Annotated in this window: 22 protein-coding genes; 12 read left to right on the plus strand and 10 right to left on the minus strand. The window is 71.9% G+C overall.

What is annotated here, in order from left to right; genetic code table 11:
* Positions 1-188: 188 nt before the first annotated feature.
* The 6 genes from JQN83_RS21175 to JQN83_RS21200 all read left to right on the plus strand — a co-directional run bounded on the left by JQN83_RS21175 (position 189) and on the right by JQN83_RS21200 (position 4,430).
* Entirely contained in the window at positions 189-389 is a 201-nt protein-coding gene (locus tag JQN83_RS21175; RefSeq protein WP_208568880.1) for a hypothetical protein, read from the plus strand.
* A gap of 1 nt (position 390) precedes the next feature.
* On the plus strand, positions 391-930 hold the full coding sequence (locus JQN83_RS21180) for a DUF6879 family protein (protein WP_208568881.1): 540 nt from the start codon (positions 391-393) through the stop codon (positions 928-930).
* A 93-nt stretch (positions 931-1,023) separates the two neighbouring features.
* Complete coding sequence (locus tag JQN83_RS21185; protein WP_208568882.1) at positions 1,024-3,192, plus strand: ATP-binding protein; 2,169 nt, start codon at positions 1,024-1,026, stop codon at positions 3,190-3,192.
* Positions 3,185-3,592, plus strand: a complete 408-nt coding sequence (locus tag JQN83_RS21190; protein ID WP_208568883.1) for a hypothetical protein — start codon at positions 3,185-3,187, stop codon at positions 3,590-3,592. The genes JQN83_RS21185 and JQN83_RS21190 overlap by 8 nt, the downstream gene beginning before the upstream one ends.
* A 149-nt stretch (positions 3,593-3,741) precedes the next feature.
* Positions 3,742-4,023 (plus strand): hypothetical protein, encoded by a 282-nt coding sequence (locus JQN83_RS21195; protein WP_145921196.1) that lies wholly within the window; start codon positions 3,742-3,744, stop codon positions 4,021-4,023.
* The gene (locus tag JQN83_RS21200) at positions 4,020-4,430 is read left to right on the plus strand and encodes a PIN domain-containing protein (RefSeq protein WP_208568884.1); all 411 of its coding nucleotides are present in this window, start codon (positions 4,020-4,022) and stop codon (positions 4,428-4,430) included. Before JQN83_RS21195 ends, JQN83_RS21200 begins: the two co-directional genes overlap by 4 nt.
* Before the next feature lie 160 nt (positions 4,431-4,590).
* Here JQN83_RS21200 and JQN83_RS21205 read toward each other — a convergent pair whose 3' ends face one another.
* Genes JQN83_RS21205 through JQN83_RS21215 form a run of 3 tightly spaced genes read right to left on the minus strand, consistent with a single transcriptional unit; the run spans position 4,591 to position 5,882 of the window.
* Positions 4,591-4,791, minus strand: coding sequence for a DUF397 domain-containing protein (locus JQN83_RS21205; protein WP_208568885.1), 201 nt, complete (start codon positions 4,789-4,791; stop codon positions 4,591-4,593).
* Positions 4,784-5,011, minus strand: coding sequence for a DUF397 domain-containing protein (locus JQN83_RS21210; protein ID WP_208568886.1), 228 nt, complete (start codon positions 5,009-5,011; stop codon positions 4,784-4,786). The genes JQN83_RS21205 and JQN83_RS21210 overlap by 8 nt, the downstream gene beginning before the upstream one ends.
* Entirely contained in the window at positions 5,004-5,882 is an 879-nt protein-coding gene (locus JQN83_RS21215; RefSeq protein ID WP_208568887.1) for a helix-turn-helix domain-containing protein, read from the minus strand. Before JQN83_RS21215 ends, JQN83_RS21210 begins: the two co-directional genes overlap by 8 nt.
* A 363-nt stretch (positions 5,883-6,245) precedes the next feature.
* On the opposite strand from JQN83_RS21215, the gene JQN83_RS21220 reads away from it, so the two are divergent.
* Positions 6,246-6,560 carry a DivIVA domain-containing protein gene (locus JQN83_RS21220; protein ID WP_208568888.1) on the plus strand — a complete coding sequence of 105 codons (315 nt, stop codon included), beginning with the start codon at positions 6,246-6,248 and terminating at the stop codon, positions 6,558-6,560.
* Positions 6,557-6,811 carry a hypothetical protein gene (locus tag JQN83_RS21225; protein WP_208568889.1) on the plus strand — a complete coding sequence of 85 codons (255 nt, stop codon included), beginning with the start codon at positions 6,557-6,559 and terminating at the stop codon, positions 6,809-6,811. Before JQN83_RS21220 ends, JQN83_RS21225 begins: the two co-directional genes overlap by 4 nt.
* Positions 6,812-6,898: 87 nt before the next feature.
* Here the strand turns inward: JQN83_RS21225 and JQN83_RS21230 are convergent, their stop codons facing one another.
* Positions 6,899-7,744, minus strand: a complete 846-nt coding sequence (locus JQN83_RS21230) for an alpha/beta hydrolase (RefSeq protein WP_208568890.1) — start codon at positions 7,742-7,744, stop codon at positions 6,899-6,901.
* A 227-nt stretch (positions 7,745-7,971) separates the two neighbouring features.
* Positions 7,972-8,859, minus strand: a complete 888-nt coding sequence (locus JQN83_RS21235) for a L,D-transpeptidase (RefSeq protein ID WP_208568891.1) — start codon at positions 8,857-8,859, stop codon at positions 7,972-7,974.
* 351 nt (positions 8,860-9,210) lie between these two features.
* On the opposite strand from JQN83_RS21235, the gene JQN83_RS21240 reads away from it, so the two are divergent.
* The 4 genes from JQN83_RS21240 to JQN83_RS21255 are packed head-to-tail and all read left to right on the plus strand — an operon-like array spanning position 9,211 to position 13,884.
* Complete coding sequence (locus JQN83_RS21240; protein WP_307799517.1) at positions 9,211-10,896, plus strand: ferric reductase-like transmembrane domain-containing protein; 1,686 nt, start codon at positions 9,211-9,213, stop codon at positions 10,894-10,896.
* Positions 10,893-12,359, plus strand: coding sequence for an NADH-quinone oxidoreductase subunit NuoF family protein (locus tag JQN83_RS21245; protein ID WP_208568893.1), 1,467 nt, complete (start codon positions 10,893-10,895; stop codon positions 12,357-12,359). The genes JQN83_RS21240 and JQN83_RS21245 overlap by 4 nt, the downstream gene beginning before the upstream one ends.
* A 59-nt stretch (positions 12,360-12,418) precedes the next feature.
* Positions 12,419-13,030 carry a TlpA family protein disulfide reductase gene (locus tag JQN83_RS21250; protein ID WP_208568894.1) on the plus strand — a complete coding sequence of 204 codons (612 nt, stop codon included), beginning with the start codon at positions 12,419-12,421 and terminating at the stop codon, positions 13,028-13,030.
* Positions 13,030-13,884 carry a cytochrome c biogenesis CcdA family protein gene (locus tag JQN83_RS21255; RefSeq protein ID WP_208568895.1) on the plus strand — a complete coding sequence of 285 codons (855 nt, stop codon included), beginning with the start codon at positions 13,030-13,032 and terminating at the stop codon, positions 13,882-13,884. The genes JQN83_RS21250 and JQN83_RS21255 overlap by 1 nt, the downstream gene beginning before the upstream one ends.
* Positions 13,885-14,026: 142 nt before the next feature.
* Here JQN83_RS21255 and serS read toward each other — a convergent pair whose 3' ends face one another.
* The 5 genes from serS to JQN83_RS21280 all read right to left on the minus strand — a co-directional run bounded on the left by serS (position 14,027) and on the right by JQN83_RS21280 (position 20,196).
* Positions 14,027-15,313 carry a serine--tRNA ligase gene (serS, locus tag JQN83_RS21260; protein ID WP_208568896.1) on the minus strand — a complete coding sequence of 429 codons (1,287 nt, stop codon included), beginning with the start codon at positions 15,311-15,313 and terminating at the stop codon, positions 14,027-14,029.
* An 880-nt stretch (positions 15,314-16,193) separates the two neighbouring features.
* Positions 16,194-17,285 carry a DNA polymerase III subunit beta family protein gene (locus tag JQN83_RS21265; RefSeq protein ID WP_372444089.1) on the minus strand — a complete coding sequence of 364 codons (1,092 nt, stop codon included), beginning with the start codon at positions 17,283-17,285 and terminating at the stop codon, positions 16,194-16,196.
* Positions 17,286-17,338: 53 nt separating this feature from the next.
* Entirely contained in the window at positions 17,339-18,520 is a 1,182-nt protein-coding gene (locus tag JQN83_RS21270; RefSeq protein ID WP_208568897.1) for a saccharopine dehydrogenase family protein, read from the minus strand.
* Between the two features lie 90 nt (positions 18,521-18,610).
* A complete protein-coding gene (locus JQN83_RS21275; RefSeq protein WP_208568898.1) occupies positions 18,611-19,783 on the minus strand; it encodes a zinc-dependent alcohol dehydrogenase in 1,173 nt (390 codons plus the stop codon).
* The gene (locus JQN83_RS21280) at positions 19,780-20,196 is read right to left on the minus strand and encodes a hypothetical protein (RefSeq protein WP_208568899.1); all 417 of its coding nucleotides are present in this window, start codon (positions 20,194-20,196) and stop codon (positions 19,780-19,782) included. The genes JQN83_RS21275 and JQN83_RS21280 overlap by 4 nt, the downstream gene beginning before the upstream one ends.
* Positions 20,197-20,255: the final 59 nt, after the last annotated feature.

Here is a 20,255-nt window from a genome sequence, read left to right on the forward strand (position 1 = left end):
GACGATCCCTCACTTTGCGGGAATAGAGACCATCGACATCGGCGGGCACGGGACTTCCGCGATTGAGATGAATTAGTTTCCTCGACATTATTCACGTTTGTCGGCGAGGCGACTCGATGGGCGGGCTCCTATTGAATTGCGGTACTCGGTTGACTACTATCTGTAGTTGCCGACTTCGGGGGGGGACCGTGAAGATTAAATTCCTCGCTACTTCCAGCAATTCGGGCTCGTGCCCGAGCCTGTACGAGACCGACGACGGTGACATCGTGGTGCAGGGTTACCGGTTGACCGATCCGGAGGCGCTCGCCCAGCTGCGGGACGTGCTGCCCGACGAGACCTTCGTCGTGGTGCCCCGGGCGCTGATGTCCTGGTTCGAGCAGAAAGACTGACATGGGGTCGCTCGTCACCGACCCCGCCACGTTCCTGCGCCTCTTCGAGGACTTCCACCACGCCGCTTTCAAGCTGGAGGTGCGCCGGTCGTACGGCGTGCCGTCCGAGGACGAGCCGTTCCAGGTCTTTCTCGCCGGGGGAGACCCGGGCGTCGAATGGCTGCGGTCGTGGCTCGACCTGATGCGGGCCGAGACGGCGAAGGGCAAGCGGGTGGAGCGGGTGCGGGTCGTCGACGAGCCACCGAGCGACTACCTGCGTTTCGAGATGTCGGTGACGCCCCACAACATCGCGGCGGGCGAGGACATCCGCTACCTCGACCGCCGCCGGGCCACCGAGCTGGCGCTGCCGCGGTACGACTTCTGGTTGTTCGACTCGCAACTGGTCGCGTTCCTGCACTTCACCGACGACGACCGGTTCGTGGGTTTCAGCACCACCGAAGATCCGGCCGAGGTGTTGAAGCACTGCCAGTGCCGCGACCGGGCCTGGACGAGGGCCATCCCCTTCTCGGCGTTGCCGCCCACCGTCGCGGCAGCGGCCTGATCGGCACCACGATGTTGCGGGGTCGACACGGACTGTCGGACGTCAATTCGGTCGGCATCCTCCCGACCCGTCGATTCCCCATCAGACGGTGTCATGAGTGACGACCGGGGCCGGGTGGACAACGATTTTTCCGGCCACAGCGGGGCGGTGATCCAGGCCGGGCTCATTCAGGGCAACGTGAACCTACGTACGGTCACGGAGACGCCATTGCCGTCGCCCCGGCAGTTGCCACCCGCGACCAAGGGTTTCATCGACCGCGAGGTGCACATTCAGCAACTCGACTCGCTTCTCGACGAGGTTGAGTTGATCACCGACAAGTCGCGGTTGCCCGTCGTCACGATCTCCACGATCTCGGGCAGCGCCGGGGTGGGCAAGACGGCGCTGGCCGTGCACTGGGCGCACCGGGTACGGGAGCGTTTTCCCGACGGTGACCTCTACATCAACCTGCGTGGCTATGACGCCGTTCCGCCGCTGACCCCGCACGAGGCCCTCGACGGATTCCTCCGGGCGATGGACGTGCCCGCCGAGAAGGTGCCGCGCGACCTGCACGACCGCACCGCGCTCTACCGGTCGTTGACCACCGGCCGGCGGATGCTGATCCTGCTCGACAACGCCGCCACCGCCGAGCAGGTGCGGCCACTGCTCCCCGCCGCACCGAGCTGCATGGTGATCATCACGAGCCGCAGCCGGCTGTCGGGGCTGACCGTCCGCGACGGCGCCATCCGGGCCGTGTTGGACGTGTTGTCGCGCCACGACGCGACCCGGCTGCTCCGGGTGACTGTCGGTGCCGATCGGGTGGACCGGCAACCCGAGATGGTGGACCGGCTGATCGAACTCTGCTCCCATCTGCCACTCGCCCTGCGCATCGTCGCCGACCGTGCCCGGCTCGACGAGGAACGGCCGCTCGCGGAGTTGGTGGAGGAGTTGACCGCCGAGGAGAGCCGCCTCGACGCGCTGGCCGTCGAGGAGGACGACCTGTCGGCCGTCCGGACGGTCTTCTCCTGGTCCTACCAGGCGCTGGCCGCCGAGACGGCCCGGGTGTTCCGGCTGGTCGGCCTGCACCCCGGAGCCGACATCGCGCTCGATGCGGCGGTCCGCCTCACCGGGCTCGCCCCCTCGGTCACGCGCCGCCACCTCGATTCGCTTGTCGGACTGCACCTGCTCACCCGCAGCGGACCGCACCGGTTCCGCCTGCACGATCTGCTGAGGCTGTATGCGATGGAGCGAGCGACCCTCGACGAGAGCCCGCAGGCCGTCCACGCCGCCCGGGAGCGGCTGCTGAGGTGGTACCTGCACCACACCTATGCGGCCTACCGGGCGATCCTTCCGCAGGGCCGGCCCCTGCCCGACGTCGACGTCCCGCCCGACGCCACACTCGACGACGCGCTGCGGTGGTGCGAACACGAACGGCTCAACCTGCTCGACGTCATCCGTGCCGCGCCCGGGTGGGGCCATCACCGGCTCGGCTGGCAGATCGCGCTCGCCAGCATGGCCTTCTTTGAGCGTAGGTCCTACTGGAAGGCGTGGATCGACAGCCACCTGGCGGGTCTGGACTGCGCCCGTCACCTCGGCGACCGTCGTGCCGAAGGCTGGCTGCTGCTCAGCCTCGGTGACGCCTGGTGGGACCGGGGCGACCTCGACGAGGCCGGGCGCTGCTACGCCGGTGCGCTGCACGCGGCACGGGAGGTCGGGGACGCGTGGACCACCGGGTACGCCCTGCGCGGATGCGGCCTGGTGGACGAGGACCGGGGAGATTTCCCCGAGGCGACCCGCTACGCGCAGGAGGCGCTGCGGACCTTCCGCCAGTTGGGCGAGGAACGCGGCACCGGCCTGGCCCTGATGAGCCTCGGCAACGCGCAACGTGGCGCCGGTCGCTTCGCCGAGGCACTCGTCTCGTACGACGACGCGATGCGGGTGTTCGAGCGACTGGGCAACCGGTGGAGCCAGGGGCTCGTCGCGCTCCACCGGGGGCAGACGCTGCTGCACACCGGTGAGCCCGCGCCGGCGCTGGCGGCGGTGACCTCGGCCGCCGCGTTGTTCCGCGAACTCGGTGACCGCCGGCACGCCGCCCTGGCCCGCGCGTACGAGGGCGACGCCCACCTTCAGCTCCGTCAACCGCACGCCGCCCGCGAAGCCCTGGCCGACGCGCTGCTGACGCTGCTGGAACTCGACGACCCCCTCGCGGCGGACGTACGACGACGCCTGGCGGCCATCGACCACGACGACGCCGCCGGTACGGACCAGGGGGACCAGGATGGATGACCCGATTCTCACGGCGGTCGCCGTGGCACTGTCGACCCGCGCCGTCGAGGGCCTCACCGACGCGGCACGGGAAGCCCTCGCATCGGTGATGCGCCTCGTCCGCCGGAAGGCGGCAGAGCATCGGGCGCTGCGGGCCGCGCTCACCGCCGAGCCCACGTCTGGCGGGAGCGACGACCGGGCCGTCGGGTTGCATCGGGCACTCGTCGACGCCGCCGACCGTGATCCGGACTTCGACCAGGAGCTACGCCGCCGGTGGGAGACCTTCCACCAGACGACCGTACGGGCCGACGCGGTGACCAACACGGTGTCGGGCCAGGTCACCGGGCCCGTGGTGCAGGCGCGCGACATCTCCGGCGGGGTGCACGTGGGGCTGCCCGCGCAGCAGCACCCCCGGCAGTGACTCTGGTAGCCGGGCCGATCCAGGGCCGCCTGCGCTGGTGGCCGCCAGGCGTTCAGCCGAAATGGCCGCCCCGCTCGTGAACGCGCGGCGGTGACGGCGCGTCAGACGTGATGGGCCGATCGTCAGTATGCAGCAGTTATGCTGAGAGTATGACTCGCCGCATCACCATCAGCTTGCCCGACGACGTGGCCGCCTACGTCGAACGCACCCAGGGCAACACGTCCGGTTTCATCGCGGGAGTCCTCCGTCGGAAGATGCGGGCCGACGACCTCCGGGCGCGCTGGGCGCAGCTCGGTTACGTCGTCACCGACGACGACGTGGAGTCGACGAGGAGTCGTCTGGCAGCTCTGCCACCGATCAGTGACGAGCAGCATGCCCGGAATCTCGAATGGCTTCGCCAGTTCGACGAGGACGGCAGCGCCGCGGCGTGAACGGCCTGGTCCTCGACACCTCTGCGCTGCTCGCTTACGCCTCGGGAACCAGTGTCGAGCCTGGTGCCATGCTCACCCTCGCCGAGGAGGACCCGGAGCAGCAGCTGTGGGTGCCCGCGCTCTGCCTCGGGCAGGCGCAGCTCGAACTGGCGGGTACCGCCTCCGCCGCCCTGCTCGACTTGCTGTTCACCGAGGACCGTGACATTCAGGTGGCCGTCTACGACGCCGCCACGAGCCGGCGGGTGGCACGGCTCGCGGCGCGTACGCAGGTGTCGTTGGATGCCGCACATGCCGTCGCCACCGCCGTGCTCTACCGCTGCTATCTGGTCACCCGGGATCCGAAGGCCCTGACGCCGGCGCTACCCCCGGGAATGGAGATCCTCGACATCAGCGAGACCTGGGACTGAGGTCCTCGGGAAAGTGCTCGCTGCGCCGGCCCGACCACGACAGCGAGCGGTTGTCGGCGGTGACGGTGTGCGTGCCGGCCTGCCCGGCGGTAGGCCGGCACGGTCGAACGGTCAGTCAGGCTGGGCCTTCGCTGGTGCAGCCGGGACCGTCCGGTCTCTTTCAGCCCCGGGGCGGCTGCTGCTTGATGCTCGTCAGGAATCGCGTCCACGTTCGGGGCGCGAAGGTGAGAGCGGGACCGGTCGGGTTCTTGCTGTCACGGAGCCAGACAACGCCGGGAAGGTTGTCGGCGACCTCGACGCAATTGCCACCGTTGTTGCTGCGGGTGGACTTGCGCCATACGGCACCGGTCAGGTCAGGCATGGGCGTACTTCCCGGTGGCTTCCGGGCTCAGTGATTCTGCTTTGACGCCGTGGACGAAGGCCGCCCAGGCATCAGGAGTGAAGGCCAGCGCCGGGCCGGTGGGGTCCTTGCTGTCGCGCAGCCCGACGACGGCGGGGAGGTTGTCGGCGACCTCGACGCAGTCGCCGCCGTTGTTGCTGCGGGTGGACTTGCGCCATACGGCACCGGTCAGGTCAGGCATGGGTGTACTCCTCTGCGATCTGCTGGATCAAACTTCTGGACTGGGCTTCGTTCAGTGCGCGGTCTGTCATGTCGGCCCAGATGCTGTTGTAGGCGGAGATCTCATGCGGCTTGTCGAGGTAGATCGCGCCTGTGGCGGCTTCAAGGTAGGTCACCGGGGGCTCTACCTCCTTACCGGCTCCGTCGAGGGGGAAGTTCATGATCGAAAACGCTCCGGTCATGGCGCCGGCATGTAATCCGGCAGAAAATTCGAGCACGCGGACCGTTACGTTCGGTAGCTTCATAGCCTTCAGGATCTGGCGCAGTTGCTCAACCATGATCGAGGCGTTGCCGACCGGACGACGCAAGACTGCCTCATTCATGATTACGCTGAGTTCTGGTGCCGCGAACCGGGTGAGTAGCCCTTGTCGTTCCACTCTGAGTTGGATGGCGCGCTGCTGCTCGTCACGGTCTTTGGCGTCGATCGACCCGCCGGGCATCTGGAAGACCTGCTCCGCGTAGGCGCGCGTTTGGAGCAGGCCAGGTACCAGCTCGGGCTGGTACTTGCGAATGTTGGATGCGGCAGCCTCTAGTCCGATGTAGAGCTGGAACCAGCGCGGCAGGCCGGAGCCGATGTAGTCGTGCCACCAGTTCTTGTTCTCCCGGGTGGCTGCTGCCATGGCGAGCACCAGTTCGGAGTCTTCGTCACCCGCGTCGTAAAGCGAGAGCATCTCCTTGACGTCCGCAGCGCGAAACCGGACGTTCTCGGCACCGTTCTCGATCCGGTAGAGGGTCGCTCGCGCGCGGTCCAGTTGCTCGGCCGCTTGTTCCATCGTCAATCCAGCTGCTTTGCGGAGGGCTTCGAGTTTTCTTCCGAGCTGTCGTCGGAGCATCGTCGATCCCGCTACTGCCTGTGACACCTGTGCCTCCGTGTTCAGTCATCGCTGACGTCCCTTCCGCCCAATTAGACGCCAATGATGTATCAGAAACAATAGACATGTCACTCTGTGTTTGATTTTGATGTCAGCCCTCTGTGATGAGGGTTCTGTTAGACGTTGCATTTAGATGGGACGCGGTGTTTGACTGCTTCGGTGGTCGCTGGGAGTTATCGCTGCTCAGTGGCCATGTGTGGGCCCTGCTGTCGTACTGCTGCGTGGAGGCTGCGGCGGTGGGTGCCGGGGTGGGTCCGCCGGTGCGCGGCGGGTCGGTGGGCCCACCCCTCCACAGGTCAATCCCGAGGAGAGGCAGGTCCTGTCATGCGTGACTTCTTCCGCCGGATTCCGGAGGGCCGACGACCGTTGCCGGCGTCGGTGGGGCGTCGTCCGGGCGTACCCGATCGGTTGTTGCCGTGGCAGGTGCGGCAGCGGCGGTTCCGGCCGGCGCGGTTCGGGCGGCGCGGGTTCGACCCGCAGGAGGTGCGGGAATTCCTCGACCAGGTCGCCGGTGAGCTGGCCGCCGCCTACGACGCGCTGCGGCAGAGCCGGCGGGCGGCCGGCCGGGTCAGGATCGCGCTGTGCCAGCTGCAAGCCGAGCGGGCGTACGGCCGCAACGAGCGGGAGTGGGACCGGTGACCGGGCGCTTCGTCATCCACCTGCCGGTGGTCACCGACGACCTGCTCTCCGCGCAGCGGCTGGCCCGGGTGGTGGCGCACTGGACGCACGTCCTGCCGCAGACCGACCCGGGCGGCACCACCGTCTCCGTCGAGGACGACCAGAACGTCCGCCACTGGGTGTTCTGTGACCGGCTGCTCTCCGGTGGTCGGCGCTGCCTGCTCCGCCCCGACCACGACGGCGAGTGCTCCCGGCGGCGCGGGTGGCGGTGAGCGGGCATCCGGTGCCGCGCTCCCGGCGAGGGTGGTTGAGGGTCCGGCTGGACGACGGACCACCGTGACGCCCGGGGGTCGTCCGGCTCAGCGGCGGGGCGCGTCGCCCGCCGGCACCGGGGGCCGCGCCATCCGGACCGCCCAGTCCAGGGCGTAGTCGGCGACCGCCTCCCAGCCCGGCTCACCCACCGTGAAGTGGGAGCGGCCCGGGAACTCGTGGTACGCGGTCACCGCCTGCGACTTCTGGTAGAGCCCGGCGTTCGCCTTCACCAGCGACGGCGGGGCGACATGGTCCTCGCCACCGGCGATCAGCAGCAACGGCGGCCGGTCGTCGCGGCCGGTGTCGACGGTCGCGGCGGAGTGCGGGTCGAGGTTGGCGAACGCCCCCTCGAAGAGCACGTGACCGGCGGCCGGGACGGCGTAACGCCGCCAGGCCCGGTCGGAGTCGTCCGGCTGGAGGGTGTTGCCGAAGGCGTACCGGAACTCGTCCGGGCTGATCTGCACCCCCCGGTGCCGGTTGACCGGGCTGTGCAGCACCGGGTACGACGCCCGCAGCGTGCTGATCGGCAGCCGGAGCACCCCCTTGACCGGGGCGGACGCGACCGCCACGGTGGCCGCGCCGAGACCCCGGCCGGCCAGCACCTGGGCGACCAGCCCGCCGAACGAGTGGCCGATCACGATCGGTGGGCTCGGCAGCTCGCGGATCACCGCCGCGTAGTGGTCGATCACCTGCCGCAGGGTGGTGCCGGCGATCGTGCCCGGATCGGCGCGCAGCGCGGTCACCTCCCGGTCGAAACCCGGCCAGGCGGGGGCGAGCACCCGGAACCCGCGTGCCTCGTACCGCTCGACCCACCCCTCCCAGCTGCGTGGTGTCATCCACAGCCCGTGCACGAGCACCACCGTGTCGACCCGCCCGCCCGACGCGTTCCCCATGCCGTCCTCCCCGACCTCACCCACCCCACCCCGACCCCGCCCGCATACCCACCTCCCACCCGCCGATGCCCCGTCCTGCCGGTAGCTCCCGCTGATGCGCCCAGTGATCAAGAGCTTTGCGTCAGGTGATCAAGAGGTTTACGTCAAAGTTGATCACCAATCTGACGTAAACCTCTTGATCACCGGGGCGGGCCGGCGGGGCCGGGCGGGGCGGGGGCGGGCGGGGGTCAGGAGGTGGGGAGGGCGTCGACGACGACCAGTTCGGTGCCGGGGCGTACCTCGTCGAGGAGGGTCTGCTGGGCGGTACGGGTGAGTCGGATGCAGCCGTTGGTGACGTTCTCGCCGAGGGTGTCGTCGTCCTGCCAGGTGTGCAGGCCGATGTGCGCGCCCTTGAGGCCGGTGGGCACCGCGTCCAGGTCGTCGGGGATCGCGCCGAGGGCGAAGACGTCCACCCCGCCGTAGACGGGCTCGGGCGGGGGAGTGGTGCCGAGGATGAAGGTCCGGCCGAGCGGGGTCTCCTGGCCGGGCAGGCCGAGGCTGACCGGCCAGGTGTGCTGCGGGCTGCCGTGCCGGTACCAGGTGAGCTGGTGGGTCCGCCGCTGCACCACGAGCTGGTCACGCAGGGCCACCGGGGTCCAGCCGCCCGCCGGCAGCCACGCCAGTCGGCGGCTCGCCGAGGGCAGCAGGACCGCCGTCCAGCCGGTGCGGCGCTCCACCACCGGCATGGTCAGCTCGACTCCGTTGATGGTGGGGGCGAGCAGGGCGCGGGGTCGTCCGCCCGGTGCGTCGTACGCGGCGATGTTCCGGGTCGGGGTGAGCCCCTCGGTCAACGGCGTGACGTCGAGCGGGCGCGGGTCGGCCGGGAAACCGGCGGGTGCCGGCTCGTAGTCGATCACCGGTAACCCGGCGGGGGGCGGTGCGGCGGGCGGCACGGTCTCGTCCTCGGCCGGGGCGGCGGTCGCGGCCGGTGGTGGGGCGGCCCGGCGGGTCGGCGCGGGGGCGTCGTAGCGCAGTGCCGCGCCGACCAGCACGGCCAGCACCAGCAGCGCCGGTACGCCGACGACGGCGGCGAGTGGACCCCGCCCCCACCGGTCGATCATTCGGTCAAACAGCACAAACAAAGACTAACGGGTGTATAGCTTCCGGTCGGCGTGAATCGTCCGGACAGGTTCGCCCGACGGGGCGGCACCGGTCAGCGGATGGACGGCCGTCGCTGCGCCGGTACGCCGTCGACGCGGTGCGCCGGGGGCTACACGCGCGCCGGGCCGGGGTGGTTCGACACTCCGCCGAGAATTTTCACCAGCCGCACTGATCCGTACGCCCCGGAGGTCCGTACTGGAGGTGGGAGCAAGGTCGGCCGGTGGTGGCGCCGCCGTTAGACGATCGAGGAGCAGATGGCCCGGGCAAAGCAGAACGAGAAGGCCGCGACCGTCCGGACCTCCACCAGTAGCCGTGGTGTCCGGACCGTGTCGAAATCCGTGCTGGCCATGATGGTGGCCTCCGCGCTGGGCCTGCTCTGGGCCGGCGTCGAGATGACCGGCAACGGCACGGTGATGTACGCGTACGGGTTCTTCTTCACCGAGTTCTTCGCCGGGGTGGTCGCCCTGGTGGCGCTCAGCCTCACCGTGATGATGGGCCTGCTCGCCACCGACCGGCTGGTCCTGATGATCCGGCACCGGGTGCTGCTCCAGTCGGCGCACCGGGCCACCGGTGTCCTCGGTGTCGCCGGCCTGGTGTTCCACGTCATCACCAAGATCGCGATCGGTCGGGCCGGTCCCACCGACGCCGTGGTCCCGTTCATCGGTGGCCGCGGGCTCTACGTCGGTCTCGGCACGGTGGCCGCGTTCCTCATGGTGAGCGTGTTCTGGACCGGCATCGTCCGGGTCCGCTTCGCCGGTGTCGGCCCCAAGTGGTTCTGGCGCAGCCTGCACTCCCTGGCCTACCTCTCCTGGCCGTTCGCCCTGTTCCACGGCCTCAACGCCGGCCGCGCCGCCAAGTCCTGGGTGGTGCTCAGCTACCTGGCCTGCGTGCTGCTGGTGGTGGTGGCGCTGATGGTGCGGCTGTCGGTCTACCTCGGCAAGCGCACCCGTGAGCAGCAGCAGGCCGCCGCGCTGAACAAGGCGATGACCGCCAAGGCGACCGACGAGGGCAAGGGGCGGACGCTGCTCAGCGGCCTCGGCCGTAAAAAGGAGGAGGAGACCAAGGACAGCCGGACCAGTTGGGCCGAGACCACCCTGACCCCGTCCTGGAACGCGCCGACCGGCACTGCCCGGCGTCGTGACCCCGAGCGGTTCACCGTTCCGGTGGTGCCCGAGCCCGGCACCCTGCGGGAACCCGTCCGGGGCGGCCGACCCGCCCGGGAGACGTCGGCCCCCCGCCGCGAGCGTGACCTGGAACCGGCCGCCCGCCGCCGCACCGCCGAGCGCGACGAGCGCGACGAACGGCCCCGCCGCCGCGACGAGGACGTCGCCCCGGTCTCCGGTGGTCGCCGCTCCCGGTACGAGGAGGACGTGGCCCCGGTGTCCGGCAGCCGCCGCGCCCGCTACGAGGAGGACGTCGCCCCGGTCTCCGGCAGTCGCCGGTCCCGGTACGAGGAGGACGTGGCCCCCGTGTCGGGCACCCGCCGGTCCCGCTACGAGGAGGACGTCGCCCCGGTGTCCGGTGGTCGCCGGTCCCGGTACGAGGAGGACGTGGCCCCCGTGTCGGGCACCCGCCGGTCCCGGTACGAGGACGAGGACATCGCCCCGGTCTCCACCGGTCGGCGGGCCCGCCGAGACGACGACGACCTGGCCGCCCGCTACTCGGCCCCGCCCCGGCGGCGCACCGAGGAGCCCGAGGAGCCGTGGGACAGCCCGAACCGGTGGGAGTCCAGCCGGCCCGTCTCGGCCGAACCCATCTCCGCCGCCCCGCGCAGCGGCTCCGGCCGGCACAGCGTCGAGCCGGACGTGCCCGAGGAGCCGGACTACTGGCGTCCGCCGGCCCGCTACGTCGCCGACGACATCCCGGTCGACGACACCCCGACCCTGGTCGACCTGGCCTCCCGGCGGGCCCGCAAGGCCACCGGCGACGGTCGCAGCCGGCGCAAGGGCAAAGCCAACGCGGACGCCGTCGACGGGGCGTACTGGGCCGGGCTGCGCGGTGAAGCCAAGTGATGCGCACCAAGGTGCCCCCGGTCGCCTGCATCGGCGAGCCCCGGCTCACCGCCGGTTTCGCCGAGTTCGGTCGGCTCGACCTGATGGCACACGAGACGGTGCACGGGCCGATCGGCCCGATGGAACCGGCCAACCTGCTCCGACTGGCCGAGGCCATCCAGCTCAAGGGCAAGGGCGGCGCCGGTTTCCCGTTCTACCGGAAGTTCAAGGCGGTGCTGGAGTCCTGTGAACGGCAGGACCTGCCCGCCGTGGTGGTGGTCAACGCCACCGAGGGGGAACCGGCGAGCTGGAAGGACAAGGTGCTGCTCACCCGGGCCCCGCACCTGATCCTCGACGGTGCCGCCCTGTCCGCCTACGCGCTGGACGCCGAGGAGATCGTGCTCTGCGTCGCCGACGACCTGATCGGCCGGGACTCGCTCACCGAGGCACTCGCCGAACGTCGGATGCCGGTGCCCACCACCATCGTCACCGTGCCGCACCGGTTCATCTCCGGCGAGGGCGGCGCACTGGTCAACGGGATCAACGGCCTGCCGCACATCCCGCCGGGCACCAAGAAGCGGTCCAGCGACTCGGGCGTACGCAACCTGCCCACCCTGCTGTCCAACGCCGAGACGTACGCCCAGGTGGCCATCGCCGCCCGGCTCGGCCCGTACGAGTACGCGGCGCTCGGCACCGACGACGAGCCGGGCACCGTGCTGCTCACCGTGACCGGCCAGGCCAAACGCGCCGCCGTGGTGGAGTGCGCCGCCGGCACCCCGCTGCGGGACATCCTCGAACTCTGCGAGGTGCCGGAGGGGCCGGGCATCCTGATGGGCGGCTACCACGGTCGCTGGATCACCTGGGAGGCGGCGCAGCGGGCCGAGATCACCCGCAAGAGCCTCACCAGCGTCGGCGGCACCCTCGGCGCCGGCATCATCATCCCGCTCGGCCGCGACACCTGCCCGCTCGGCGAAGCCGCCCAGGTGGTCCGCTACCTGGCCGGGGAGTCCGCCGGCCAGTGCGGGCCGTGCAAGCGTGGCCTGCCCGACCTGGCCCGCGCCGTCGACCTGGCGGTCTCCGGCAGCGCCCCGGTGGAGGTCGTGCGGGCCGCCGCCGGTGACGTGAAGGGCCGGGGCGCGTGCAGCCACCCCGACGGCACCTCCCGTTTCGCGCTCTCCGCGATGGAGGTGTTCGCCGACGACCTGCGGCAGCACACCACCGGTGAGGGGTGCGGCAAACGGGTCAAGGGCGTGATGGGGCTGCCCGGTGCCCCCGACGCCAACCCGAAGATGCTCACCCTGGACTGGTCCCGCTGTGACGGGCACGGACTCTGCGCCCACGTCGTACCGGACTTCATCCGGCTCGACGGCAACGGCTACCCCGCCTTCCCGCCTACTCCCGTGCCGACCTGGCTGAAGGAGGGGGCGATGAAGGCCGTCAAGGTCTGCCCCGAGCTCGCGCTGCGGTTGGTCGAGGTCAAGTAGCACCGTCGAGGTCACCCGGCACCGTCCAGGTCACGTAGCACCACCGAGAGGAGATTCGGATGCGGTCGTCGTACCCCAGGACCCGGCCGGGTGGCCGACCGGCCGTCCGGCTCGCCGTCGCCGCCACCCTGGCCGGCACCCTGCTGGCCGCCTCGGCGTGCGCCGTCGGGCCGACGACGGCGCAACCGGCCGCCGAGGTCGCCGTGCCGATCGCCACCTCGTCGCCGCTGCCCGCCGAGCCGACCCCGACCGGGGCACCCGCCCCGGTGCCCGACGCGTTGCGCTTCACCGCCAAGACCCTCGACGGTACGGCGTTCTCCGCCGCCGCCCTGGCCGGCCGGCCGGTGGTGCTCTGGTTCTGGGCGCCGTGGTGCGCCACCTGCGCCAGCCAGGCGTGGACGGTCGCCGAGATCGCCCCGAAATACCGGGACACCGTGCCGATCGTCGGGGTGGCCGGCCTCGGCGAGCAGAAGGCGATGCGCAGCTTCGTCACCGAGTTCGAACTCGGCGGCACCACGCAGATCGACGACCGGGCCGGCGCGTTGTGGCGGCGCTTCGAGATCGTCGAACAGAGCACCTTCCTGATCATCGATCGGGAGGGGAAGGTCGTCCACCAGGGCTTCCTCGACGGTGAGGACCTGACCCGCCGGGTCGCCGCCCTGGCCGGCTGATGACCGGCCCGCTGCTGCTCGCGCTGACCGCCGGGATGCTCGGCGCGGTCAACCCGTGCGGCTTCGCGATGCTGCCGGCGTATCTGTCGCTGCTGGTCGCCGGGCCTGCGGACGGCCGCGGCGCGATCGGCCGGGCACTCACCGCGGCGGCCGGCCTGACCTGTGGGTACGTCGTGGTGTTCGGGGCTTTCGGGTTGGCCGTGGCACCCTTGGCCGACTGGCTGCGCCCCCGGCTGCCGTGGCTGACCGTGACGCTCGGGCTGGGCCTGCTGGCGCTCGGGTTGTGGCTGCTCGCCGGACGCCGCCTGCCCACCCCGCGTCCGTCGGCCCGCGCGCCCCGGCTGACCCGTTCGCTGCCGTCCATGGCGCTGTTCGGCATGGCGTACGCGCTGGCGTCGCTGAGCTGCTCGATCGCGCCGTTCCTGGCGATCGTGGTGACCAGCCTCCAGGCCGGCTCGACCCTGCGCGGGCTGGCGCTGTTCGTCGCGTACGCGCTCGGGATGGGTCTGGTGGTGGCGGTGGCGGCGCTCGGCGTGGCGCTGCTGCGCGGGCGGGTGGTGAGTGGGTTGCGCGGTGCGGGTGCCTGGGTGCCCCGCCTCAGTGGCCTGGTGCTGCTCGTCGCGGGCGGCTACGTCGCCTGGTACGGCTGGTACGAGGTCCGGCTCGCCCAGGGTCGGCACGACGCCTTCGGTGACCCGGTGGTGGTAGGTGCGGCCCGGGTCCAACGGATGCTGGTGACGGCCCTGGACACGGCCGGGCCGGTGGTGCTCACCGGGCTGCTGCTCGGGTTGCTCGCGGTGGCGGCGCTGCTGCACCGCAGCCGCACCCGGACCGGTGACACCGAACGGGTGTGAGACAAACCGGCCGGTGACCCCGCCGGGCTGGTGCGCGGCTGGCCGATGTCGGTCGGGTGTGCGGGGGCCGGGTGGGCGCGGTGCGGGCCGGGTGGTGCGGGGCGGGGCGGTGGCCCGGAGGCCCCGCCCCGCCCCGCGAGCCTCAGCGCAGCGGGGTGAGCCGGTCGGTGCCGAGCCGGTCGCGGAGCACCTCGGGCACCACTACCGAGCCGTCGGGCTGCTGGAACTGCTCCAGGATGGCTGGGAAGAGCCGGCTGGTGGCCAGCGCCGACCCGTTGAGGGTGTGCACGAAGCGGGTCTGCTTGCCCCCCGGCTCGCGGTAGCGGATGGCGGCCCGGCGGGCCTGGTAGTCACCGGCCCAGGAGACCGACGACACCTCCTTGTACTTGCCGGTGCTCGGCATCCACACCTCGATGTCGAGGGTCTTCTTCATCGACGCGCTGGCGTCACCGGCGGACAGCAGGCTGCGCTGGTAGTGCAGGCCCAGCTTCTCGACCAGGCTCTCCGCGTGGGCGAGCATCTCCTCCAGCGCCGCGTCGGCCTGCTCCGGCAGGGTGAACTGGAAGATCTCCACCTTGTTGAACTGGTGCCCGCGCACGGTGCCGCGCTCGTCGGAGTGCGAGCCGGCCGCCTCGCGGCGGTAGCAGGGGGTGTACGCGAACGCCTTCAGCGGCAGCTTCGACGTCTCCAGGATCTCGTCCTGGTAGGCCCCGAGGATGGCCGTCTCCGAGGTGGGCAGCAGGAACTGCCCGCGCGGGGCGGACTCCCGGTCCAGGTGGTAGACGTCGTCGTAGAACTTCGGGAACTGGCCGGCGGCGAAGCCGGCGGTGTCGAGCAGCAGGTGCGGCGGGAGCAGGAACTCGTAGCCGGCCCGCACGTGCTCGTCGATGAACCAGTTGATCAGCGCCCATTCCAGCCGGGCGCCCAGGCCGGTGTACATCCAGAAGCCCGAACCGCCGAGCTTGACGCCGCGCTCGTGGTCGACCAGGCCGAGTGCGCGGCTCAGCTCCACGTGGTCGCGGATCTTCTCGATGACCGGGGACTCGCCGAAGGTCTTCACCACCCGGTTGGCCTCCTTGCCGCCGGGCACCACGTCGTCGGCGGGCAGGTTGGGCAGCTCGCTCATTGTGCCGCGCAGCCGGGACTGCACCTCGTCCAGCTGGGACTCCAGGTCGGCGAGCTGCTTGCGCTCGACCTCCGGCGCGACGGACTCCGGCGTGGTGCCGGCCCGCTTCGCCTGCGCGTACGCCCGGGCGTCGGCCTTGCGGCGCTGCCGCTCGGCGTCGATCTCCGTGATCAGGGCGCGACGCTCCTGGTCGAGTCGCTGGATGTCGTCCAGGACCCGATTGACCTCGGCGGGATCCAGACGCTTCGCCAGCGCGGTCGCCACCGCCTCGCGATCCTTCCGGATCAACTCCATGTCGAGCATGCTGCTCCGTACGCTCCGTCCAGACGGTCGGGGTGGGACCCTCCGATGCTACCGTCGCGCCCGCCGCCACCCGGCCCCGGCCGGAGGCCCGGCCTCACCCGCGCTGCCCCACCGGCCCGACCGGTGCTGCTGGCCCTACCGGTCCCACCGGTCCGATCGGCGCTGCTCTGGCCCCACCGGTCCCACGGGTCCGGTCGGCGCTGCCGTGCGTGGTGTGGCCGGGGTGCTGTCCGGCCGGTGCCGCGCTGACCGCCGTCCCCGGAGCGGTCGTGTCCGCGCCGGTGGGACCGCCGGCCGGCCGCGCCGCAGGGGCCCGGTCGTCCGGTCCGATCCCGACAGATGCTGCCGTCGACCCGAGCGGTGACCTACGGTGACGAGTCGGCGTCGAACCCCTTTTTGTCACTCTGGGTGATCCTGGGGGCGTTGTTCTTACCGTGTCCGGATGGGCTTCCAGCGGCAGATCCCCTCCGAGCTGCTCAAATGCCGTATCGACTCGTCACCCCTCACCACCCCCACTCCGACGCTTTGCTCTGCTGCCATCGGCGCGACGGTTACCCGCCGTGCCTGTTGCTTCGGTGGCAGCAGAGCAAAGCGTGCACGGGCGAGTAGGTGGGGGGAGGGTTGTAGCTACCCTCCGTAATTGGTGGGGGTATCGTTGTCCGTCGATGGCATGCCGGCAGGCCCGGTGCCCGACGCGGGTCACTCTCCGGCAGGCCCGGTGCCGAGGCGGGTCACCCGGCGACCGCCCGGCACCTGATCGTGCTGCGCCGGGGCGGGGCCGGGGCGAGGCGGAAACGGGGGTGCGGCCGGGGCGGGACCGGACCCGCTGGGTCCGAGGTCGACGCGGAACGCCGGCTGGGCTGCCGGCCGGCCGTGACCGTCAGAGGCGGATCGGCATCAGGATCGAGAAGGTGTCCTCGTCACCGGGCCGGCGGACGGCCAGCGGGGCGATCGGGCCGTCGAGTTCCAGCATCAGTTGCGGGCCACCGGCAGCCTCCAGGGCATCGAGCAGGAAGTCCCCGTTCACGCCGACCAGCAGGTCGGTCCGGTCCGGCCCGGCCAGTTCGGTCGCGTCGACCAGGCGCAGCCCGTCGTGGTCGTCCACCCCGAGCACGGTCACCGGCAGCGGCACCCCCTCGTGCACCCGGGTGACCGTGGGGGTGCCGGCCCGCAGCGCGGCGCGCAGCCTCGCCACGTCGACCGGTACCTGCCGGGCCGGTGCGTCCGCCGGTCGGCGCAGCAGCCGGCGGTAGTCGGTGAACTCGTACGGCAACACCGCCGAGCTGGCCACGGCACCGGCGACGGTGACGGCGACCCGGCCCTCGGCGAGCGTCAGGTGCGCCTGCTCCTGCGTGTCGGCATCCAGCAGGGCCCGGAACTCGTCGACCGCCGCCGCCGGGAGCAGCGCCCGCACCGGCGGGCCGTCCACCCGGCCGCCGGCCCGGGCCAACGCCATCCGGTAGCGGTCGGTGGCGACGAGTCGTACGCCGTCGGACTCCACGTCCAACAGCACACCGGTGAGCATCGGCAGGTCGGGGTCGGTGCCGACGGCGAACCGGACGGCGTCGACGGCAGCGGCCAGGTCGGTGCGGGCAAGCACGATCGTGGTGGTCATCGGGTACTCCTCGGGATCGATCAGGGTGCGGACCCGGGAGAGTTCACGGCGGGCGTCGGCGAGACCGTCCTCCAACCGGCGTAGGTGGGCGTCGAACAACCGCCCCACCCGCGCGGGTTCGTGCCGCAGCCGCAGCGCGGCGGTGATCTCGACCAGCGGCATACCGACCCGACGTAGCCCGGCCACCAGCCGGGCCGGCGTCACCTGCGCGTCGGTGTACCAGCGGTAACCGTTCACCGGGTCGACCAGCGTCGGCGTCAGCACCCCGCACCGGTCGTAGAACCGCAACGCGCTGACCGTCAGGCCACTGGCCCGGGCCAGCTCGCCGATACTCAGCAGTTCGCTCTCCACGCCCATGATGCTGTCGCCTCCACCAGGTCGAGGGTCAAGCCGTCGGGTCGTCGCCCCGGTCAGCTCCGCGCCGGGAGGACCCGGAACGTCATGCCGGCCCGCACCAACCGGTCCAGCAGCGCGTCGCCCATCGCCGTCACCGGGGTCAGCTGCCCGCAGGTGGCGGGCAGTTCGTCGTACGCCAGGCAGAGGGCCGACTCGGCGAGCATCTTGGCGGTCTCGTCGTAGCCGGGATCACCGCCGGAGACCTCCGTGCGGACGGTGCGGCCCCCGCCCTCGCCGACGAACCGCACCCGGAACCACGACCGGGCCCGCTGCGCGGCGCTCGGACCCTGCCCGGAGGCGAGCCGGCCGAGCAGCCAGCGCCGGGTCGGTGGCAGCTTCACCAGCCCGGCCACCCCGGCCATCCCCACCCCGGCCAGCAGCACCGTCGGCAGCCGCTTGACGGCGGCGAAGTGCCGGTAGCGGAAGTCCGGGCCGTACTCCGGGCGGGCCGCGGCGGACCGGCGTACCACCTGCGGGTCGATGGTGGGCAGCGGCACCGCCCACATGCCGGTCGCCGCGGACCGGCCCAACTTCCCGGCCACCGCGCGGGCCCGGCGTCCGTCCGGGCGGGGTTCGACCGCCCGCCGGGCCCGCGCCGCCTGCTTCGTCTGCGCGGTACGCGAGAACGCGGTGAGCGCCGAATGGTACGTGCCGGCGGAGAACCTCCCCCCGGCCCGGACGAACCCGTCCACCGTGATCGGCCCGTCCGACGGCAACTGCCGGACCGTGTACCAGACGCCCAGGTCGTGCGGGATCGAGTCGAAACCGCAGGCGTGCACCAACCGGGCCCCGGTACGCACCGCCTCGGCGTGGTGCCGCACGTACATCAGGTCCACGAACTCCGGCTCACCGGTGATGTCGAGATAGTCGGTGCCGGCGGCGGCACACGCCGCGACCAGCGGCTCCCCGTGGTGCACGTACGGCCCGACGGTGGTGGCGAGCACCCGGGTCGCCTCCGCCACCACACGCAGCGACCCGGCGTCGGTGACGTCGGCGGTGAGCAGTGGCAGCCCGGCCAGGGCCGGGTCGATGGCGGCGAGCCGGTCCCGGACCGCCGCCAGCTTCGCCGGGTTGCGCCCGGCCAGCGCCCAACGCAACCCGGCCGGGGCGTGCCGGGCCAGATATTCGGCGGTCAGCCCGCCGGTGAAGCCGGTCGCGCCGAACAGGACGATGTCGTACGGGCGGTCGTGGGACATCCGCCGAGTGTGCCACCCGCACCCGGCCCTCACCTGGGCACCGGGGGTGGACCGGTCCGCACCACGGCGACCGGCACCCACCCGGACGACTCAGCCGTGCGGGCTGAACACCGCCCGCACACAACCGTCGGCGCGGTCCCGGAACAGCGCGTACCCCGTCGGGGCCTGGTCCAGATCGAACCGGTGCGTCGCCAGGTGTTCGGTACGCAGCTCGTCGCGGGCCATCCGGTCCAGCAGCATCGGAATCCACCGCTGACCGTGCTGCCGGGCGCTGCGCAGGGTGAGACCCTTGTGCATCACCGCGCCCAGCGGGAAGGCGTCCACGAAACCGGTGAAGGTGCCCGAGACGAAGACCGTGCCACCCTTGCGGCAGGCGTGCACCGCCTCCCGTACCGCCAGGGGGTCCTCGACCGGGCCGCCCCGGCCGGTGAACCGGTCGGCGAGCGAGACCGGCCGGCCCCCGCCGTCGGCCACCCCCACCGCTTCCACGCAGACGTCGGGTCCCCGGCCACCACTGCGTTCCCGCAGTTCGGCGGGGACATCAGTGTGTTCGTAGTGCAACGTCTCGGCGCCGGTGTGCCGTTCGGCCATCCGCAACCGTTCCGGGTACCGGTCGATCACGATCACCCGTTCCGCCCCGAGCACCGTCGCCGCCTGCGCGGTGAGCTGCCCCACCGCACCCGCCCCCCAGACCGCGACCACGTCACCGGGGCGGACCGCACCCAGCTCGGCACCCATCCAACCGGCCGGGGCGGCGTCCGAGGCGAAGACCGCCCGGTCGTCGCTGACCGGGTCGGGCACGGTGAACGCCCCCACGTCGGCGTACGGCACCCGGACGTACTCGGCGTGGCTGCCGGCGAATCCACCCGCCGTCCGGGGATGGCCGTAACAACCGCCGGTGGGCTGCCCCCAGGCCGCCTCGCCGACCGTCCCGGTGGCCGTGCCGTTGTCGCAGCACGAGTAGAGCCCCTGCCGGCAGTACCAACAGTTCCCGCAGGCCACGGCCGCGCAGACCACCACCCGGTCACCGACGCGGTGCCGGCGTACCGCCGGGCCGACCTCGGCCACCTCGCCGAGGAACTCGTGCCCGAGCACGTCCCCGGCGGCCAGACCCGGCACCCGGCCGGCGAGCATCGGCAGGTCGGCCCCGCAGGTGGTGCTGCGCCGGACCCGCACGATCATGTCGTGGGCGTTGCGCAGTTCCGGGTCGGGCACCTGGCGTACCGCGAGCCGGTCGACGCCCTCCCAGCACAGCGCCCTCATCCGGGCACCACCGGGCCGTCGGTCCCGGGTGGCCCGGTCGCGGGGCGTTCGGCGGCGGGCCGGTCGGCGCGTAGCACCTCACCGGTCTCGGCGAGCTGCCGGACCGTGCGCAACACCTGCCGCAGGTAGCCGTCGGGATCGTCGCCGACCAGGTGGGCGGCCATCCCGGGCAGGGTCGCCACCCCGCCGAGGGGACGGACCGAAAGCTCGGTGCCCCGCCCACCGGGGGCCGGCCGCAGGTGCAGCTCCACCGCGTCAGCCAATGGGCGCAGCGGCTCCGGCCACCGCCCGTCGGGCATCAGCTCGGCCGCCGACACCCCGACCGTGACCACCTGCCAGCGGCCCGACCGGGCGTCGACCCCCGTCCGGTGCGCCCGGAGAAGGGTGAACCCGCCACGGGTCAGTCGTCCCATCCGTACCACCCGCCTCTTCGCCGGGACCGGTGCGCAGCGGCCGGTCACGCCACACCGGC

It is taken from the genome of Micromonospora antibiotica, from assembly GCF_017599305.1.
GTDB lineage: Bacteria > Actinomycetota > Actinomycetes > Mycobacteriales > Micromonosporaceae > Micromonospora > Micromonospora antibiotica.

What these genes read in the sequence shown, in the direction of transcription:
- JQN83_RS21230 (WP_208568890.1), bottom strand. Translation starts at nt 7,744, where the DNA reads ATGGGGAACGCGTCGGGCGGGCGGGTCGACACGGTGGTGCTCGTGCAC.
- JQN83_RS21275 (WP_208568898.1), bottom strand. Translation starts at nt 19,783, where the DNA reads ATGAGGGCGCTGTGCTGGGAGGGCGTCGACCGGCTCGCGGTACGCCAG.
- JQN83_RS21265 (WP_372444089.1), bottom strand. Translation starts at nt 17,285, where the DNA reads ATGGGCGTGGAGAGCGAACTGCTGAGTATCGGCGAGCTGGCCCGGGCC.
- JQN83_RS21270 (WP_208568897.1), bottom strand. Translation starts at nt 18,520, where the DNA reads ATGTCCCACGACCGCCCGTACGACATCGTCCTGTTCGGCGCGACCGGC.
- JQN83_RS21210 (WP_208568886.1), bottom strand. Translation starts at nt 5,011, where the DNA reads ATGCCTGACCTGACCGGTGCCGTATGGCGCAAGTCCACCCGCAGCAAC.
- JQN83_RS21255 (WP_208568895.1), top strand. Translation starts at nt 13,030, where the DNA reads ATGACCGGCCCGCTGCTGCTCGCGCTGACCGCCGGGATGCTCGGCGCG.
- JQN83_RS21190 (WP_208568883.1), top strand. Translation starts at nt 3,185, where the DNA reads ATGGATGACCCGATTCTCACGGCGGTCGCCGTGGCACTGTCGACCCGC.
- JQN83_RS21215 (WP_208568887.1), bottom strand. Translation starts at nt 5,882, where the DNA reads ATGCTCCGACGACAGCTCGGAAGAAAACTCGAAGCCCTCCGCAAAGCA.
- JQN83_RS21280 (WP_208568899.1), bottom strand. Translation starts at nt 20,196, where the DNA reads ATGGGACGACTGACCCGTGGCGGGTTCACCCTTCTCCGGGCGCACCGG.
- JQN83_RS21220 (WP_208568888.1), top strand. Translation starts at nt 6,246, where the DNA reads ATGCGTGACTTCTTCCGCCGGATTCCGGAGGGCCGACGACCGTTGCCG.
- JQN83_RS21185 (WP_208568882.1), top strand. Translation starts at nt 1,024, where the DNA reads ATGAGTGACGACCGGGGCCGGGTGGACAACGATTTTTCCGGCCACAGC.
- JQN83_RS21180 (WP_208568881.1), top strand. Translation starts at nt 391, where the DNA reads ATGGGGTCGCTCGTCACCGACCCCGCCACGTTCCTGCGCCTCTTCGAG.
- serS (WP_208568896.1), bottom strand. Translation starts at nt 15,313, where the DNA reads ATGCTCGACATGGAGTTGATCCGGAAGGATCGCGAGGCGGTGGCGACC.
- JQN83_RS21195 (WP_145921196.1), top strand. Translation starts at nt 3,742, where the DNA reads ATGACTCGCCGCATCACCATCAGCTTGCCCGACGACGTGGCCGCCTAC.
- JQN83_RS21250 (WP_208568894.1), top strand. Translation starts at nt 12,419, where the DNA reads ATGCGGTCGTCGTACCCCAGGACCCGGCCGGGTGGCCGACCGGCCGTC.
- JQN83_RS21205 (WP_208568885.1), bottom strand. Translation starts at nt 4,791, where the DNA reads ATGCCTGACCTGACCGGTGCCGTATGGCGCAAGTCCACCCGCAGCAAC.